Origin of the sequence: Thermophagus xiamenensis, from assembly GCF_900112795.1 — a bacterium.
In the GTDB taxonomy this organism is placed as follows: domain Bacteria; phylum Bacteroidota; class Bacteroidia; order Bacteroidales; family Marinilabiliaceae; genus Thermophagus; species Thermophagus xiamenensis.
Map to the genome: position 1 here is coordinate 24,920 of NZ_FONA01000002.1, position 17,279 is coordinate 42,198.

Here is a 17,279-nt window from a genome sequence, read left to right on the forward strand (position 1 = left end):
CTACAGAGAGATTGTGGTCTCTAACGATCCGGTTTTTAATCTCAGTATTTTCCTTCGACCCACCATTTCAGTCGGCTTTCAAATTTTGATTTCAGCTCTTTAACAAAGCCATACGATTCATCATCAATTCGAATCTCTCCTCTGGTAACATGTCCCAAAACCGAAAAAGCCTGCTCTTTTTCAACCATAAAATCGACAAAATCATCCTGCTTTTCGGGCGATACAGAAACAATAACTCGTCCTTGGGCCTCACCAAACAGAAAAGCATCTCTGCGAATTTCTGCATCCGTTGTAATATCGAATCCGTATTCCATAGGGATTGCACACTCCAATAGACTAAAGAAAAGTCCACCGTTGGATACATCATGTACCGACCTGACCAAACCACTTTCTATCATGTCACGAATAACCACAAAAAGTTTCTTTTCCTCTTCCGGATTAAAGTAGGGTGGGAGCGATTTTTCGATACCATGAATAATTCTCAGATATTCCGAACCGTTAATATCGTTTCGTGACCGACCCAATAAAAATATCATATCACCCTTATGCTTAAAAGAGAGCGTAGTATGTTTTCCCACATCATTAATTAAACCAACTGCACCAATAACAGGTGTGGGAAGAACAGGAATAATTTGTCCCTCCACCGAACGTTGATTGTAGAAACTAACATTTCCACTGACCACAGGTAAATCAAAAAATTTGCAAGCATCCGAAAGACCTTTTACTGCTTCGGTGAAATCGGAATATGCAGAAGGATCATAAGGATTTCCAAAATTAAGACAATCAGATATAGCCAGAGGCGTACCACCTGCACAAACAATATTTCTGATAGCTTCAGCAACAGATATGCGTGCTCCGTTATAAGGGTCAGAAGTAAAATAGGCAGGATTACTGTCGACTGTAGCTACCAAAGCTTTATCATCACTTTCCAGTTCAATAATTCCTCCATCAGATGGATATCTGGAACTTGCAGCTTCACCGTAAATTTTTTTAGAGAATTTTTGAGTTAGCCACTTTTTTGAAGATACATTCAACGATTTAAACATTTTGTCAACAACAGCGGGATAATGATCCGGCTCCGGCAGATCATCTACTTTTATGAATTCAGGAAGTTCTCTTTGGGAAGCAACCGCTCTTTCATAAACTGGCGAAAATTCTCCTAATCCTAAAAATTTAACAGGCAATTCTACCTCTACATTACCATCTTTACTACCTTTTAACTTACCACTATTGTCTACTTTGCCAATTACTCCAAAAGTAATTTTATGCTTCTTTAAAATTGAATGAATCTTATCTTCATCTTTTGGTGAGAAACAAATTAACAATCTTCCCCAAGTTTGAGAAATCAATATTTCTCTTAAACTCATATCCTTCTCTCTTAACGGAACGTCATCGGCCCAAAAATCAATGCCACTATTCCCTCTCATGGCCATCTCAGCCAATGCTCCTATAATACCTTGTCCGCCTATAGTCTGAGAACCCACCAAAAGATTTTCCTGAACCAATTTTTGATGAGCCTTATAAAGATTCACCTCCGATTGAATATCACGCATCTGATCAAAAGAAATACTTTTGGTTTCAGCATCGGGAATCAACCCGGAATCAAAAGCGTCGCCCGTAATACCGTCTTTTCCGGTGGGTACACCTATTACAGCAACGAGATTACCCTCCCCTTTTGCTACACCAAATAATAATTCCTTCTTTTGAGCAACCCCGATCGACATCGTATTAACAATCGGACTGGTATTATAAGCCTCATTAAAAAAAACTTCACCACCAATAACCGGTATGCCAAAGCCTTGTTCAAAATCAGAAATACCTTTAACAACTTCTTCAAACAACCACCGGGCTGTATCTCTAACTGAATCTCCAAATCTCAACGAATTTAAAAGAGCTACCGGCTTTGCGCCCATCGAAAAAATATCCCTGTTGACGACTCTCATTCCGGTGGAAGCGCCCAGCCGAGGCTGAACAGCACAGGGATGATTATGTGATTCCAGTTTTACTACAACGACCTCCCCGTCACCTATGTCTACAACACCTGCACTCTCTTTACCCGCCTCTACCATAACATGCCTGGCCTTAGTGGGAAGCTTTTGCAGCCATTTTCGGGAATTTTTATAACTAGCATGTTCCGACCATAATATGGAAAATATTTCCAACTCCAACTTGTTGGGGCGTCGCCCTAAAATCTCCTGAATTCTTTCATATTCTTCTTCACTAAGACTCAACAACTGGATATCTTCGACAGGATAGTTTTTATTTTTATTCATAGGGACCTGGATTTTCAATTAACATAAAATCATTATACATTTTGGTCTGTTGGAAATCTCAAAACAAGATTAAAAGTTTTAATATCCTATTTGCACATAAATCATTAGGCCATTTTTATTTTTCTTCTATAAAAATATCGAAAAACAAAACCTCACCAATTCATTAATGTCAGAAGATTTCAATTTTAACAAAACCTTATTAATTTTGAGTTGAAAAATAACAAAAAAAACGCATAAAACAAATCACTTACAATATGGACAAAATAGCGATGGTTACAGGGGCCACATCGGGGATTGGAGAAGCAACAGCTCACATGTTGGCACGTAACGGCTTTAATCTAATCATTACCGGAAGAAGAGAAGATCGGTTGAAAAACCTGGCTGAAAAACTTAAAGAGACTAATATTGAAGTAAAAATTCTTTCTTTTGATATACGGCGATTGTCAGCCACTAACCAAGCATGGAATTCTTTACCCAATGATTGGAAACAAATTGATATATTGGTTAATAATGCCGGACTTGCTGCTGGTGCTGATCCCATTCAGGAAGGCCTATGGGAAGATTGGGAACAAATGATCGACACAAATGTAAAAGGTCTGCTTTCCATTACCCGGCTCGTCATTCCTGAAATGATTAAAAGAAAAAAAGGACACATCATTAATGTAAGTTCTATTGCCGGATCAGAGGTATATGCAAACGGTAATGTTTATTGTGCAACCAAACATGCAGTTCATGCTCTAACCAAAGGAATGCGTATCGACCTATTGCCTCACAATATCAAAGTTTCATCTATCTCACCAGGAATGGTTGAAACAGAATTTTCGATTGTAAGATACCATGGCGATAAGCAGAAAGCTGATAAAGTTTATGAAGGATTAACACCACTTAATGCCAATGATGTTGCCGATGCTATTGAATTCATGATAACACGGCCACCTCACGTTAACGTAAATGATATGCTTTTAATGCCTACAGCTCAGGCCAGTGCAGTGTATAACTTCAGAAATAAATAATTGCTTTTTTGAAATGACTTTAACTGCAAAGGAAAATTATTTAAAGGTAAAAAATCAGTACCAGCACAAAGCCACCAAAGAAATAAACATGAATTTACAATTTCATCAGTTTTATCTAATTCATTGATCTGATGAAACTCGCATAACAATAGGTTAATATTATTTAGGATAATATTTTATGATTTACCCTGATATATCTTTGGTTTACCCTAAGAACTTTAAAGTTTAGGTCTAAGACCTTTATACCTCAGTCTTAGACCTATATTTATTTTATTAGTTTTTTTAATAACTGATTTTAAATAGCAACTTATGCCGAAATAAAGTCTTTTTGATAAAACAATTTAACCGATCGAACAGAAGAATATAAACATTGGATGCGCACTTATTGCCATGAAAATTATTTCTGCCGAAACTTCTATTTTATCTTTAGCTTTATAATTTGGTCAATATCATTTTCCTTCAGTCCGCCAGTATAGATAAACAATCCCTCCTTTTGTTGTTTAAACTTCAATTTCACATTTTTATCGAAGGAAGTTGCTGAGAGCACTTTTTTATCAAACTGAGGGATAAAAACATATGGTAAGCCAGGTTGATTTAGCACATGAACAAATAACGTATTATCTTTAGCTGTAATAGTTCCCCATTCTTGATTTGGAATAATTTGTCCTCGTGTTCCATAAATTGTTTCTCCATATTTTTTTAGCCATTGACCAACTTCATTTAAAATAGAAACAAATTCCGGTTGAATTTTTCCATTTGGCATTGGCCCAACATTAAGTAAAAGATTAGCATCTTTACCTGCGGCTTTCACCAATAAATGAATGATTTCTTTAGGGCTTTTATAATTTTTTTCATTTAAATTAAACCCCCAAGCCTCACCAATAGTAGCGCAGGTTTCAAGAGGCAATTTACTTACTTTAACCCCTTTACTGTACCCGGCAAAATTTTCCCCCGGAAGATCGCGTTCAAAGACCTGAATATCTTCACCTGGAATAGGTTGTATATGATGATTATTGGCAATTAAAGTAGCGGGACTCAAATCATGGATCAGGGAATAGATTTGATCATAGTGCCAATTGGCATTTTTGCGTTCCCAATGTCCATCGAACCAAACACATCCAACCTCGCCATAATTGGTAAGTAACTCGGTTAATTGGGTTTTCATAAATTCAATATAACTATCCCAATCAGTGTCTACAGGCCCACCATCAACAATCTTTTTTCCAAAACCATAATCTTCACGCCCCCAATCAAGCAAAGAATAATAAAAATTTAATTTAATGCCTTCTTTTTTACATTCTTCTGCCAATTCCTTCAATGGATCTTTGCCATAAGGGGTGGCATCTACTATATTGTAATCCGATGCCTCAGTATCAAACATACTAAATCCGTCATGATGCCTTGATGTAATAGTGATATATTTCATTCCGGCATCTTTGGCAATTTTCACCCATTCTCTGGCGTCAAAATCCATGGGATAAAAAAAGTCTGCCAACCTCTTATATTTATCATAAGGTATACGTTGATTGTGCATAACCCACTCACCATCGCCTAAAACACTATAAATACCCCAATGAATAAATAAGCCAAATCGCATGTTTCTAAATTCTTCACGTGCTTTAAGGTTTTCAGACGAAGGGGTATATTCCGACATTTCATAAGGATACTTTTGCTGAGCATATCCCACAAAAGTAAAAAGGCAAAATAAAATGGGAAAAACAAACTTTTTCATGTTTCTTGGCTTTAAGTTAATTAAAATCAATATTATTTATTCCTTGAAGACATGATTCAATTCACACGTCCATTCTTAAATGATTTAATTTTTCAAAAAAATATAACCCGCATGGTTCAACGCTAAGTTCCCTTAAGGAATTATAGGCGTATTCATTTTAGATGCTTCTTGCATCTCTTATTCATCTATTACTTTTTTATCATTAATAACATCACCTTTGGAGTGAATATTCAATTTTTGAGCAGCTATTCTCAAATGAATACTTATTAAACCAGAAAAAAGGGAAAAATTAATTCACAATACTAACTAAACCAAGATAGATATTGGGACACACTAAATTAAACATTTCCGCAAATTAAAACAAAATTCCTTGCTGCCCTATTCCCTTCTATTTGTATCACTATGTCCATGTTCTGGTTGTGGTCAAAATCGCAATTTACATTTTGTTTAAAAATTACAAAAAGCAATTAACAACAAAGAATTACAAAATTTAGAAAATAGGTCCATTGAATAATGCTAAACAAACAAGCTTAGTCAAAAAATCAATAATTGATCTTTTGATTAATAAGCTAAATGACTCAAGAATCCGGTTCCCCTTAATAATTGAGTCGATAACTCACTGTAGGATTGACCATTAACTCTTTAAACCTCAATTAAATTACTCCAAAGGATTCTCTATCTTACCTGAAAATAAAACGGCTCCGCTGTTCTTTTCGGTAATGGCAAAAAAGAAGGGACGATCAAATTTCATAGTCACAGTTGATTCCGGTGAAACGGATGTCAATTCCATCCCCACACTGGTCACGGCTGCGGCTTCCGTTCCCTCTTCATCCACTTTAAGATAAGTCTTGTGGTTAACCTCGCTGATATATACCTGGGCATCGATCATATTTGAAAAGTTGGCCTGTAATGCAGAAAAAGGCAATTCCATCCCCATATTTTTCAATGCAGCATTTAATTCGTATTTGCACGCCACTTCAAAACGAGGCAGAAAAAGTGCGATGTTTTGTTCGTGCATATTATTCACAATGGCCTCCCATTTACCCACATCCATATTCTCTATCAATTGATCTACATCCACATCTTCAAGGGGCTGAATAAGAATCATATTAAACGAACCATTACCGTAAGGCAATCTGACTGCCCGAAGAGCATTGTCACTATAGTAAGGGAAGGTTTGCTTCATGTTCATCATCGGAACCTCAATAGCCGAACCATCAGACAAATAAAAATTATCGTTTATTGTTGCTGTTTCATCGAATTGATATTTCCATTTACCCAAAAAATAGACGGCATTGACCAGAAACATATATTGCTGATCGCTGATTTGATCAATTATCGTAGGAATCTTACCACGCGTCTTTTCATCTACCCATCCGTTGATCATTTCTTTGGCCTTATCAGAATCAGAAAAATCGACACCCTTAAAGACCGCATCATAATAGGCTTCAACCGTATCTTTAAAACTCTGTTTAGCAGGCAAAGATTCCAGATACCATACCGAGTTAGCAACTTCTATTTCAACCTTGGGATCGGTCATACTCAAAACATCCCGAACATTCCGAAAGGCCTCATTCATGGTGGCCACCTCTCCAAAATCCAGCACTTCAAGCATCTGCTCAAGTGTTTCTCCTGCCGCTCCGTTGGTGGTCATGCCCAATGCCTGAGCCACACTCAAGGAGGAAATAATTACATTTTCCCCCGGTTTGGTTTCTTCGTTGACAGCTTTCAAAAGTTCCCAACCAAAACGGTCGGTAGCAGACAACACTTCCAGCGACTTTAAATCAAACACTTTCTGTTCGGGCCCTTCATCGTTATTAAACCAGCAGCAGCCGGACAATATTAAAATTAGGTTTAACACAAATAGTAAACGTTCCATAACCAATTTCGTTTTAGTTTTTTGATTTCAGATGAGTCCGACCTTTTACGCCTTTTTTAAAATAAAACCTGCATCAGAAGGTCAGAGATACAACATCTATTTCCCAATCTTATCGATCCAAATTTAACATAAAAACAAACCATTATCATAAAGATGGAAAGATAACCAAAAGGTTGCTCATGTCTCTGCTAAAAAATTGTACTTTTGCATCCACTAACAAATGATATTGCTTAAATGAAACTTTATTCATCTTCTTACCTGAAACAATTCACCAAAGAGATATTTCTTAAAATGGGTGCTACCCCAGCCCAAGCTGAAACTGCAGCCTCCGTCCTTATTTCGGCCGATCTAAGAGGGGTTGACTCTCACGGTGTTGCCAGATTGTCGGGCTATGTACGTTTATGGGAAAAGAAAAGGCTAAACGCCTCACCGTCTCCCAAAATTGTTTATGAGACCCCCTCCACAGCTGTAATGGATGGGGATTTGGGCGCCGGATTAATGGTGGCACCGGAGGCGATGAAGACAGCCATCAAAAAAGCCGAAACGGCCGGAACGGGTTGGGTGGCCATACGCAACAGCAACCATTTTGGCATTGCCGGCTATCATGCCATGCTGGCTCTGGAACACGATATGATTGGCATCTCCATGACCAATGCCAGTCCGCTGGTTTCTCCCACCTTCTCAAAAAGTCGCCTCTTAGGAACAAACCCCATAGCCGTAGCCATCCCGGCCTTGAAACAGCCGCCGGTGGTCATTGATATGGCAACCACTCCGGTAGCCAATGGAAAGTTGGAAGTTCTCCAGAGAAAAGGTGAAAACATTCCGGAAGGATGGGCCCAGGACAAAGATGGCAATGCCTCCATCGATGCTGAAATATTAAAAAAAGGTGGTGCCATGCTGCCTTTGGGCAGCGACCGAATACATGGCAGCCACAAAGGTTATTGCCTGGGGTCTATGGTGGATATCTTGACCGCTGTCCTCTCCGGTGCCAATTACGGACCGTGGGTTCCTCCCTTTGTAGCATTTCTTGATCCACCTGAAAATCCCGTAGGAGAAGGTATCGGCCATTTCATTGGCGCCATGCGCATCGATGCTTTCAGACCTGCCGAGGAATTTAAAAAACATATGGACAACTGGATTGAGACCTTCCGCCAGGCAGAGCCCATCGATCCCAACCAAAAAGTCCTTATCCCCGGCGACCCGGAACGAATGCTGGAACAGGAACGTCGAACAAACGGCATCCCACTGCTGGACCCCGTGGTAGAAGATCTGACCAAAATCGGAAAAGAATTGGGGGTCGAATTTGAGGCGTACAGTACAGTCAATCAGAATCTATAGCAAACCAATCAAAAAAGGGCGGCCCATATCTTCTTGGACCGCCCCTTTCTTATAATAAATGCAACCTCATCTATTCCAAAAATCCCTGATTTTTGAGGACATCCAGAAAGACCCTGCTGAAATGTTCATTATTCTCTTTGGTGTAGCGAACATCTGTAAAGACCTGTGCCAGGGTTTCCTTGTTGTTTTCGGCCACAAATTGTTTGTTGACTTCCAGCTCTTCTTTTTCTTTATAAAGTCGGTCAATATCTTCGGGTGAATAGTCGTGGTAGGTCTCTTGATGCACCACCGCCTCCAGCGGCAGTCGTTCCGTTTGAGGCGGATTTTCGTCGGGCCAGCCCAGCGTTACGGTAGCCACAGGCACCACGCCTTTGGGAAGCTTCAGGATATCAATAATCTTATCGGCGTTGTAAGTGACAGTTCCCAGATAACAAATGCCCAAACCTTTAGATTCGGCGGCCACACAAACATTCTGAGCCACCAGCAAGGCATCGATGGCTGCTGCCACAAACGACTGAAAATTATCGTATCCGGGCTCAGCCTTTCGTTGGCGACACCATTTATTAAACCGGTTGAAGTCGGCACAAAACGTGAGAGACACCGGAGCGTTGGAAAAGACCGGCTGATTAAAATGAGCCGGCGCCAGCTTCTCTTTCATTTGCGGGTCGCGCGTCACCACAATGCTGTAAAGCTGCATATTACCCGTTGTTGAGGCCCGGATGCCGGCTTGCAATAATTCATTTAACAAATCATCCCCGACCGGTTGATTTTTGTATTTTCGAATGGTTCGGTGATTTAATAAAACGTCTGTCATATCTGACTCTTTTAGTTCTGTGTACAAAACTACAAAAAGAGAGCTGTTTTTTTGCGGGAAATGAAACTAAATTCCCTGACGGTAAATCGTAACCCAATCATTTTTCCCGAAAAAACAGCTTCCCAACAAAATGACCTTCAACCCTAATCAACCGGTTGAATAATGGCAGCCCATCCACCTCCACTTTTCATTTCGATTTTCATCTTCTCACCGCCATTAATGGTGACTTCTTTTCTGGTGTAGTCGCAGGCTGCCCGGTCGGCATTGATGCCATCGGCAAAGATGGTGGCCCGGAAACGTCCTTTACCCAGGAACGATAAATCTAGCTCAATTTCCCGGCTGTTCCAGTTGGTCATGGCCCCTACATACCATACATTTCCCTTTTGTCTGGCTACAGCCACATACTCTCCAACTACTCCGGCCAGAGGAACGGTTACATCAAAGACCGTAGGCACCGAAGCTATAAATTCAACACATTCAGGTTCCCGCATATAATTGGAAGGATTATCACAAAGCATGGAAAAAGGCGAGTCGAACACCACATACATGGCCAGCTGGTGGCAACGTGTCCCCTGACTCATGGGTTCACTCCATACGGCATGCCAATTATTGCGATTGGCGTTTTTCATGGCACCGGGGGTGTAATCCATAGGGCCGGCCAGATTACGGATAAAGGGAATGGTCACATCGTATTCAGGAAATTCTTTGTAATCGGTCCATTTCACCTGTTCCTGACCATAGACCCCTTCATAGGTCAACACATTGGGATAGGTACGACTCAACCCGGTAGGTTTGTAGGCTCCGTGAAACAAAACAAACTGTTTGTATTCCGCTGCCTTTTTTGCGGCTTTATAGTAAAAATTAACCATCTTCTGATCATCGCGGTTCATAAAGTCTATTTTATATCCCTTCACACCCATGCGGGAATATTTTTCAAAGACCTCATCCATCTGCTGATTCAGCGGGAACCATCCTGCCCAAAGTACGATGCCTACCTCCTTCTTCTTTCCATGATCAATAATTTCCTGAAGGTCTATCTCCGGAATCACATTCATCAGGTTGGTACTCTCCGACCACCCTTCGTCCAGAATGACATATTCGATGCCATTCTCCGCAGCAAAATCGATGTAATATTTATAGGTTTCGGTATTGATCCCTGCCCGGAAGTCCACACCATAAATATTCCAATCGTTCCACCAGTCCCACGCCACTTTCCCCGGCTTAATCCATGACGTATCTTCCAGGCGCGAAGGAGAGGCCAGCTTGTAAACCAAATCATTTCCCAGCAGGTCGAAATCGTTTTTACCTACCGCAACAACTCGCCATGGGTAAGCCCTGTTGCCGTTAGTCTTTGCTATATAATCGGCCCGTCGGGTAACAAACGATTGCAAATTATTGTGTCCGCCCTGTTTCTCTTCGAGGGGAAAAGGTGCAAATTCAGCTTCAAAACCAGTGCCCGCATCATTGACGGTAAGAAACATTCCGGGATAATCCTCCAAATCAGCTTCGGTTACAACCAGAGAAGTACCGTCGTTATTCTTCACCAAAACCGGTGTAATAATCAGGGAATCGGGCTTTATTTGCGAAAGCGGAAGTACATCGTAGGTGCTTTCAAACGAAACCTGGTATCGACCCACCGGATTCTGTACATAGGGTACGTATGCCTCCCTGGAATCGGGAAATACAAATACACTCTTTTCACGCCTTATCTCGATATCTCCTTTCATAGAGGTAACGAAACGGTAGGCCACACCATCGTTGTAGGCCCTGAAAATAAGACCGTATCGCCCCTTAAATATCATATTCAGTTCATTATAGCTGTTCTCAACCTCAGATTTTTTATAGAGAGCAGTACGGATTACTTCATCTTTCGATGAGGTAAATGAATTTCGCAATACCGGATTTTTACCCAGTACGCCATAATTCTCCACCTCCATTGCCATGACCGAGGGACCAGCAACCACATTACCATTTACTTTTAACACCCAGCTAATTTGGTCGGATATGGTTATTTCCACCTGAAGCGTTTTATCCGGAGAAGCCAGATTGAGCACTTCCTCCTTTTTGGCATACGATGATATTGAAACGGTTACAACAATCATTAAAAAGGCCACAAGTCTTTTCTTCATTTTCATAAATTTTAGTTGTCAATGGATAGATTTAAAATTTTTACAAAAGATATAATCTTATATTTTTTTATGAATGGTCGAATTAAGTATTGGCAATCCTGAACGGATTATGAATCTCCAACCGGACTTGTTCAAATATAGCAGATATTCTCAAGAAAGTAAAAGACAAAAACTAAGATCAGAAAAACATATCGCCTTCTGCCCATACAATGAAAACTGACTAACTTTTTAGTTATTTTAACACAAAAATATTTGCATGACTAAAAAAATAGTCATTACTTTGAATTGGGATTGACAAAGACACTTTATTAGATTTTTAGATGTAAGATTAATAGATATTAGATATTTTATACAGGGTATCAATACATCAAAGCCATCAATTTTAACCGATTGGTTTCCCTAATAGAAAGTTTAATAAAAAATTGCACAAAAAAAAATAGAAAGATGCAGTTAACAAAAGCAGAAGAGCAAATAATGCAGATCCTTTGGGAACTGAAAGAAGGTGCAGTACGAGACATCCTGGCAAAATTTGACGAACCAAAGCCGGCACGCAACACGGTATCCACCATCGTTCGCATTCTGGAAAAAAAAGGATTCGTGGGGCACCGCCAATTTGGGAATGTTCACGTATACCATCCTCTAGTACAAAAGAAAGAGTACTCCAAGACCTTACTTTCGGGCGTATTGAAAAAGTATTTCAACAATTCGTTTCCGGCCATGGCTTCTTTTTTCGCCAAAGAAAACGACCTCTCATTGGATGATTTGGAAGAAATCATGGAAGAGATAAAAAAAGAGATAAAAAAATAAAAACCGAAATTTTATGGAATTGCTGCTCAATTACATATTAAAGTCGTCCGTGTGGCTTACTTTATTTGGCACGGTATATTTCCTTTTTTTACGGAATGAAAGATACTTCTTTCTCAACCGCCTATTCTTGCTGGGCGGGATGATTGCTTCGTTGCTTTTTCCGTTCATTACCTACCGATATACCATCACGGTTAATCCCGTTCAGGGAACTGTTACGGCAGAGCTTCCGGTAGCATCATACATAGAAGAAGTCAGTATCTGGACCTGGCAGAACATACTCACCGGGATTATTTTTGCAGGGGCGATGATTCTCTTTTTCAGGGCAGTAATTCAGATTTTTAAAATAATCCTTTCGATGAGGCATTGTCCCATCGAGAAATACGACAACATAAAACTTATCCGGGAACACCCTTTCAATACATCTTTTTCCTTTTTCACCTACGTCTTTGTCAATCCCAACATGAAGGAAGAAGAAACCCGGGAAATCATCTCCCACGAAAGGGCACATATTGCGCAATATCACTGGATCGATCTGATACTGATTGAATGGATCAGGCTCTTTCAATGGTTCAATCCGATGGCATGGTTATATGGCCAGTTCATCCGACAAAACCATGAATACCTGGCCGACAGGGAAGCCATCCATTCCACCGACAACCCGGCTGTTTACAAAGCCACCCTTCTCAATCAAATGGTAGGAGGCGAGGTCATCAGCCTGGGAAATTATTTTAATTATTCACTCAACAAAAAACGTTTTATCATGATGACCAATAAATCAACTTCCATAATAAGCAAACTGAAACCATTAGTTGTATTGCCTTGTATAGTTTTTGTTTTTTATGCTTTTGCAGAACCCAAATATCAATATATTTCCGTTTTGGAACCTACCACTAATGAGCCCGGTTTAATTTCCGATATGAACGGAAAAACCGTTAAAGGAATGGTTGTTCGGGAAAATGGCGAACCCCTTCCCGGCACCAGCATTGTGGTAGCAGGAACAACTGCAGGAACCGTTTCGGGCAAAGACGGTAGTTTTACCCTTCAAAACATCAGCAAGAAATCTGAGCTGGTATTCTCATTTGTGGGATACAAAACCACCAAAACACCTCCTGAATTTGGGAAAAACATGAAGGTGGTTATGCAAAAAGATACCATTGAAATAGTTCCCGCTGTTTCCATTTCCATCAACAAAAAAGAGCCCAAAGAAAAACCGCTCATCTTAGTAAATGGTCAAGAAATTCCCTACGAGGCCTTGGAAAAAATTGAACCGACAGAAATTAAAAAGATTGAAGTTTTAAAGGACAAATCGGCCGTTATGCAATATGGCGATAAAGGGAAAAACGGGGTTATCTTAATACAAACCAAGCTTGAAAAGGATGGAAAGAAAGAAAAAATGGTTGAGGCCCGCATTCAAAGTACCACCGTCCAGCCCACCTTTTCCATAGTACAAGAGATGCCCAGGTTTCCGGGTGGCTATAAAGGTTTACACGACTATATATTAACGAACACCCATTATCCTCCTAAAGCCAAAGAAGCCGGCATTGAAGGAAGAGTATATGTCAATTTCATTATCTCACCCAACGGCAAACCCACCAATATTGAGGTTGCCAGGTCTGTACATCCCCTTCTCGACGAAGAAGCCAAAAGAGTCATTGCCTCCATGCCCGATTGGAAACCCGGTAAACAAAGGGGTAAAAATGTGGCCGTAAATTATACCCTACCCGTAAATTTTGCACTCAACAAGACAGATTCCAATAGTGACCAATAATAATAATTAAATAGAACAACATAATTTATTCCTATTGGTAACAATTTCCGTAATTGGGAAGGCAACGATACTATATTGCCTTCCCAATTCTGAGTTAATAGCTACTAGTTATTAGTTGCTAATTTTAATTTCCTTAAAATTCCGGTCTAATAGCCTAATGGTCTAACAACCTAATCGCCTATTTTCGAAACCTTCATGCAGCCTTGCAATGGCTTTCGGCAAGCCTCGAAACCTTCTTGCAGCGTTGCAATGGCTTTCGGCAACTCCCGAAACCTTCATGCAGCGTTGAAATGACCTTCGGCAACTCCCGAAACCTTCATGCAGCCTTGCAATGGCTTTCGGCAACTCCCGAAACCTTCTTGCAGCGTTGCAATGGCCTTCGGCAACTCCCGAAACCTTCATGCAGCCTTGTAATGGCTTTCGGCAACTCCCGAAACCTTCTTGCAGCCTTGCAATGGCTTTCGGCAACTCCCGAAACCTTCATGCAGCGTTGAAATGACCTTCGGCAACTCCCGAAACCTTCATGCAGCCTTGCAATGGCTTTCGGCAACTCCCGAAACCTTCATGCAGCGTTGAAATGACCTTCGGCAACTCCCGAATCCTTCATGCAGCCTTGCAATGGCTTTCGGCAACTCCCGAAACCTTCATGCAGCGTTGCAATGGCCTTCGGCAACTCCCGAAACCTTCATGCAGCCTTGTAATGGCTTTCGGCAACTCCCGAAACCTTCTTGCAGCGTTGTAATGGCTTCCGCATGAAAGTTCTCATCAGACAGTATCCCTGTATAGTCAAAGAAAGTATCTTAAACATTCCTTATTCACTGCGCTTTTCCTGTTTGCCTGGTTTCACCGTAAGAGGTAATCCCGCCACCATGAGTGTCACCTCATCGGCCTTGGAAGCAATATATTGATTCATCCACCCTTGCAGGTCGGTAAAACGTCGTGCCACCGCATTCTCGGCATGACCTCCCATACCTATCTCGTTGGAAATAACAATCAGCGTGGCATTCTTCGCCAACAATTTTTCAAATTCACGCTTTGCCAATTCCAACACCTCATCCACGCTTTTTTCCTTATTCTCGAAAAAAAGATTGGTCAGCCACAGCGTGATACAATCGAGTACCACCACCCTTCCATCAATGTTGGCACGCCACAGATGTATGGGTTCTTCCAGATTGGTCCATTCAGGACCCCGGTCTTGGCGGTGACGCTCCACCCTTTGCCGAAAATCTTCATCCCAGATGCGGGCGGTAGCCAGATATACCGGACGGTCAGTCAGCTGCAACGCCAGACGCTGAGCATAACTACTTTTCCCTGAACGCTGTCCGCCTGTTATAAAATAGAGCATGGCTTAGAAGTTTTGATTGACGATTAATAGATATTAGATTATTAGATGTAAGATTTTTAGATATTAGATGTCAGCGTCCGTGAGCCGGATTTTAGAGGTTCAAATAAATTTAAAATCAATAGAACAAATCCCCATCTTATATCTAATAATCTGACATCTATTAATCTATCATCTAACATTTGTCCTACAAATATTTTACTTTATAATATTCACTATTATGCCACTCAAGACAAAACACGTCTCCGTAGTCGATATGAATGGCAAAAATTTTTCGGGGTGAAGCCTCCAACAGATGAGCCAGCAATGCCCTTAACAGCCCGGCATGTGTAACTACCAGAATATTGTTATATCCGGTTTGGGTAACTTGTGCCAAAAATGTTAGGACACGCTTTTGCACATCCAAAAAATTCTCACCCCCATGTACCTTACAACGGATAAAATCCTCTCCCCAGGCTTGCTGTTCTTCGGGTGCTATATCAGCCCAAGGCATCATCTCCCATTTGCCAAAATCTATTTCACGCAGGTAGCGAGACCGCACAATTTTTTCGGCAGGAACGAATGCAGCGGCCAGCAGGGTGCAACGCGTCAGGGGACTGGTGAAACAAATATCAAAATCGACCCCCTGAAATTTGGAATGTCCTTTTTGTATGGCTTTGGCCAAAGATTGTTCCGAAGGCTTTACATCTGAGATACCGTAACAGATACCCTGTGGCACCTCGGTTTTGGGATGACGCATAAAATAGATTCGCTTGGGCATACTTCCTTTCTTTATATTTAAACCATAAGTTTGATAACTTATTCATTCGTATATAATTTATTTAACTCATTGGCCGAATGGAACTCGCATGACAAAGAGTTTTATACATTCTCTTTTGTGAAAATCTCTCATTGTCATGCTCGTTTCATCCGTATAAAATTTATCTAATTCATTGGCCGGATGGAACTCGCATGGCTTAGTCAAATTTATACATGTACTTTTGTGGCAAAAAGTCGCCATGCTCGTTTCATTAGTATAAAATTTACTTATATAATTAGTTTAAAGCCCATTATGGCCATCCCACACCCCTTAATCCCCTAAAGGGGAAATTTCCCAACCCGCAATCATAAAATCGATAAATCTCACTTCTGCCTTCTGCCTGTGCACTTCTGCCTATATCATTTTATACATGCTCTTTTGTGGCAGCAAGCCGCCATGCTCGTTTCTATTGTAATACGACCAACAGAACAGCCATCACCAACAATTCATTCACCTGCTGCACAGCGCCCAGACAATCTCCGGTATATCCGCCAATCCTTGCCTTAAACCACCTGCCTGCCATCAATGCGAACATAATTACCAAAGGCACCGAAACCAATATCCACCATGAACAGAAATATATCAGGGGGGCAACGCCTAAAACCGAGGCAATAAAAAAACGTCCGGCAGAGAGGGGGTGACTGGTATCCCTCGACTTGGAAGCGCCCGACGGCCGCGCATAGGGCCACCGCATAGCGATAATCAAAACGGACCACCGGCTCAGGGCATGTGATGCCACCAAAACTGCCGGAACCGCTAAACCTTCCATCTCTGTCAGCAGTGCTATCTTCATAGCCAGCAACAAGACCAGACCGATAACGGCATAGGCACCTACCCGCGAATCTTTCATAATCTTCAGTCGCTGTTCGGCACTGTAGCCTCCCCCAAAGGCATCGCACACATCGGCAAATCCATCCTCATGAAAAGCACCCGTTACCAAAACCATAACCCCTAACGCCAACACCACGGCAACCGACGCAGGGAACACCATACCTGCCGGATAATAAGCAACTCCTCCCATCAAACCCACCACCACACCTACCAGCGGAAACCAGGTAAGGGCCAGGTGCTGATTTTCTTTCCTGTATTCCACACGAATGGGTAACGACAAACGCGTAAAATAGAGAAATGAAGAATAGAGTATTTGTAATTCACGTTTTAGCATTGGAAAGTGTTTTGTTTTTATTCCTTAGTTAATAGTTTTTTAACCTCCCCTATTCCCTCAATCCGGTCAATTTCCACTCCGGCAAGCAAGTATCTCCGCCCTGCGGCTCAGTCAGTAGCTAAAAGGCGGTATACAGAGAACAGACCCCCCCAAAACCCCGCCCCACTCATCAACATACGGTCTATCAATACTTTTATCTAATAACCTATTGACCCAATAG

Annotated in this window: 12 protein-coding genes; 4 read left to right on the plus strand and 8 right to left on the minus strand. The window is 41.1% G+C overall.

The window, feature by feature from the left end:
* Positions 1–41 precede the first annotated feature (41 nt).
* Complete coding sequence (purL, locus tag BM130_RS01165) at positions 42–2,273, minus strand: phosphoribosylformylglycinamidine synthase subunit PurL (protein ID WP_010528834.1); 2,232 nt, start codon at positions 2,271–2,273, stop codon at positions 42–44.
* A 254-nt stretch (positions 2,274–2,527) separates the two neighbouring features.
* Here purL and BM130_RS01170 point away from each other — a divergent pair, with 254 nt between their 5' ends.
* On the plus strand, positions 2,528–3,286 hold the full coding sequence (locus tag BM130_RS01170; RefSeq protein ID WP_010528835.1) for an SDR family NAD(P)-dependent oxidoreductase: 759 nt from the start codon (positions 2,528–2,530) through the stop codon (positions 3,284–3,286).
* Positions 3,287–3,701: 415 nt separating this feature from the next.
* On the opposite strand, the gene BM130_RS01175 is transcribed toward BM130_RS01170, so the two are convergent.
* Positions 3,702–5,018, minus strand: coding sequence for an alpha-L-fucosidase (locus tag BM130_RS01175; protein WP_010528836.1), 1,317 nt, complete (start codon positions 5,016–5,018; stop codon positions 3,702–3,704).
* Positions 5,019–5,676: 658 nt separating this feature from the next.
* Positions 5,677–6,897, minus strand: a complete 1,221-nt coding sequence (locus tag BM130_RS01180; protein WP_010528837.1) for a serpin family protein — start codon at positions 6,895–6,897, stop codon at positions 5,677–5,679.
* Positions 6,898–7,131: 234 nt separating this feature from the next.
* Between BM130_RS01180 and BM130_RS01185 the strand changes: the two genes are divergently transcribed.
* Entirely contained in the window at positions 7,132–8,235 is a 1,104-nt protein-coding gene (locus tag BM130_RS01185; protein WP_010528838.1) for an Ldh family oxidoreductase, read from the plus strand.
* Positions 8,236–8,305: 70 nt separating this feature from the next.
* On the opposite strand, the gene BM130_RS01190 is transcribed toward BM130_RS01185, so the two are convergent.
* Entirely contained in the window at positions 8,306–9,049 is a 744-nt protein-coding gene (locus BM130_RS01190) for an NADPH-dependent oxidoreductase (RefSeq protein ID WP_010528839.1), read from the minus strand.
* Between the two features lie 143 nt (positions 9,050–9,192).
* On the minus strand, positions 9,193–11,178 hold the full coding sequence (locus tag BM130_RS01195; RefSeq protein WP_029626748.1) for a retaining alpha-galactosidase: 1,986 nt from the start codon (positions 11,176–11,178) through the stop codon (positions 9,193–9,195).
* Positions 11,179–11,622: 444 nt separating this feature from the next.
* Here BM130_RS01195 and BM130_RS01200 point away from each other — a divergent pair, with 444 nt between their 5' ends.
* Both BM130_RS01200 and BM130_RS01205 read left to right on the plus strand, forming a co-directional pair.
* Positions 11,623–11,985 carry a BlaI/MecI/CopY family transcriptional regulator gene (locus tag BM130_RS01200; RefSeq protein WP_010528841.1) on the plus strand — a complete coding sequence of 121 codons (363 nt, stop codon included), beginning with the start codon at positions 11,623–11,625 and terminating at the stop codon, positions 11,983–11,985.
* A 13-nt stretch (positions 11,986–11,998) separates the two neighbouring features.
* Complete coding sequence (locus BM130_RS01205; RefSeq protein ID WP_010528842.1) at positions 11,999–13,753, plus strand: M56 family metallopeptidase; 1,755 nt, start codon at positions 11,999–12,001, stop codon at positions 13,751–13,753.
* Positions 13,754–14,564: 811 nt separating this feature from the next.
* Here BM130_RS01205 and cobU read toward each other — a convergent pair.
* The 3 genes from cobU to cobS all read right to left on the minus strand — a co-directional run bounded on the left by cobU (position 14,565) and on the right by cobS (position 17,059).
* Positions 14,565–15,098: a bifunctional adenosylcobinamide kinase/adenosylcobinamide-phosphate guanylyltransferase gene (gene cobU / locus BM130_RS01215; protein WP_010527984.1), complete on the minus strand. Its 534-nt coding sequence runs from the start codon at positions 15,096–15,098 to the stop codon at positions 14,565–14,567.
* A 184-nt stretch (positions 15,099–15,282) separates the two neighbouring features.
* A complete protein-coding gene (locus BM130_RS01220) occupies positions 15,283–15,855 on the minus strand; it encodes a histidine phosphatase family protein (protein ID WP_010527983.1) in 573 nt (190 codons plus the stop codon).
* 445 nt (positions 15,856–16,300) lie between these two features.
* The gene (gene cobS, locus BM130_RS01225) at positions 16,301–17,059 is read right to left on the minus strand and encodes an adenosylcobinamide-GDP ribazoletransferase (RefSeq protein ID WP_010527982.1); all 759 of its coding nucleotides are present in this window, start codon (positions 17,057–17,059) and stop codon (positions 16,301–16,303) included.
* Between the last annotated feature and the right edge of the window lie 220 nt (positions 17,060–17,279).

Bases quoted from the DNA above. Each gene is read 5' to 3' on its own strand.
- purL (WP_010528834.1), bottom strand. From the start codon at position 2,273: ATGAATAAAAATAAAAACTATCCTGTCGAAGATATCCAGTTGTTGAGT.
- BM130_RS01185 (WP_010528838.1), top strand. From the start codon at position 7,132: ATGAAACTTTATTCATCTTCTTACCTGAAACAATTCACCAAAGAGATA.
- cobS (WP_010527982.1), bottom strand. From the start codon at position 17,059: ATGCTAAAACGTGAATTACAAATACTCTATTCTTCATTTCTCTATTTT.
- BM130_RS01195 (WP_029626748.1), bottom strand. From the start codon at position 11,178: ATGAAGAAAAGACTTGTGGCCTTTTTAATGATTGTTGTAACCGTTTCA.
- BM130_RS01190 (WP_010528839.1), bottom strand. From the start codon at position 9,049: ATGACAGACGTTTTATTAAATCACCGAACCATTCGAAAATACAAAAAT.
- BM130_RS01170 (WP_010528835.1), top strand. From the start codon at position 2,528: ATGGACAAAATAGCGATGGTTACAGGGGCCACATCGGGGATTGGAGAA.
- BM130_RS01200 (WP_010528841.1), top strand. From the start codon at position 11,623: ATGCAGTTAACAAAAGCAGAAGAGCAAATAATGCAGATCCTTTGGGAA.
- BM130_RS01220 (WP_010527983.1), bottom strand. From the start codon at position 15,855: ATGCCCAAGCGAATCTATTTTATGCGTCATCCCAAAACCGAGGTGCCA.
- BM130_RS01175 (WP_010528836.1), bottom strand. From the start codon at position 5,018: ATGAAAAAGTTTGTTTTTCCCATTTTATTTTGCCTTTTTACTTTTGTG.
- BM130_RS01180 (WP_010528837.1), bottom strand. From the start codon at position 6,897: ATGGAACGTTTACTATTTGTGTTAAACCTAATTTTAATATTGTCCGGC.
- BM130_RS01205 (WP_010528842.1), top strand. From the start codon at position 11,999: ATGGAATTGCTGCTCAATTACATATTAAAGTCGTCCGTGTGGCTTACT.
- cobU (WP_010527984.1), bottom strand. From the start codon at position 15,098: ATGCTCTATTTTATAACAGGCGGACAGCGTTCAGGGAAAAGTAGTTAT.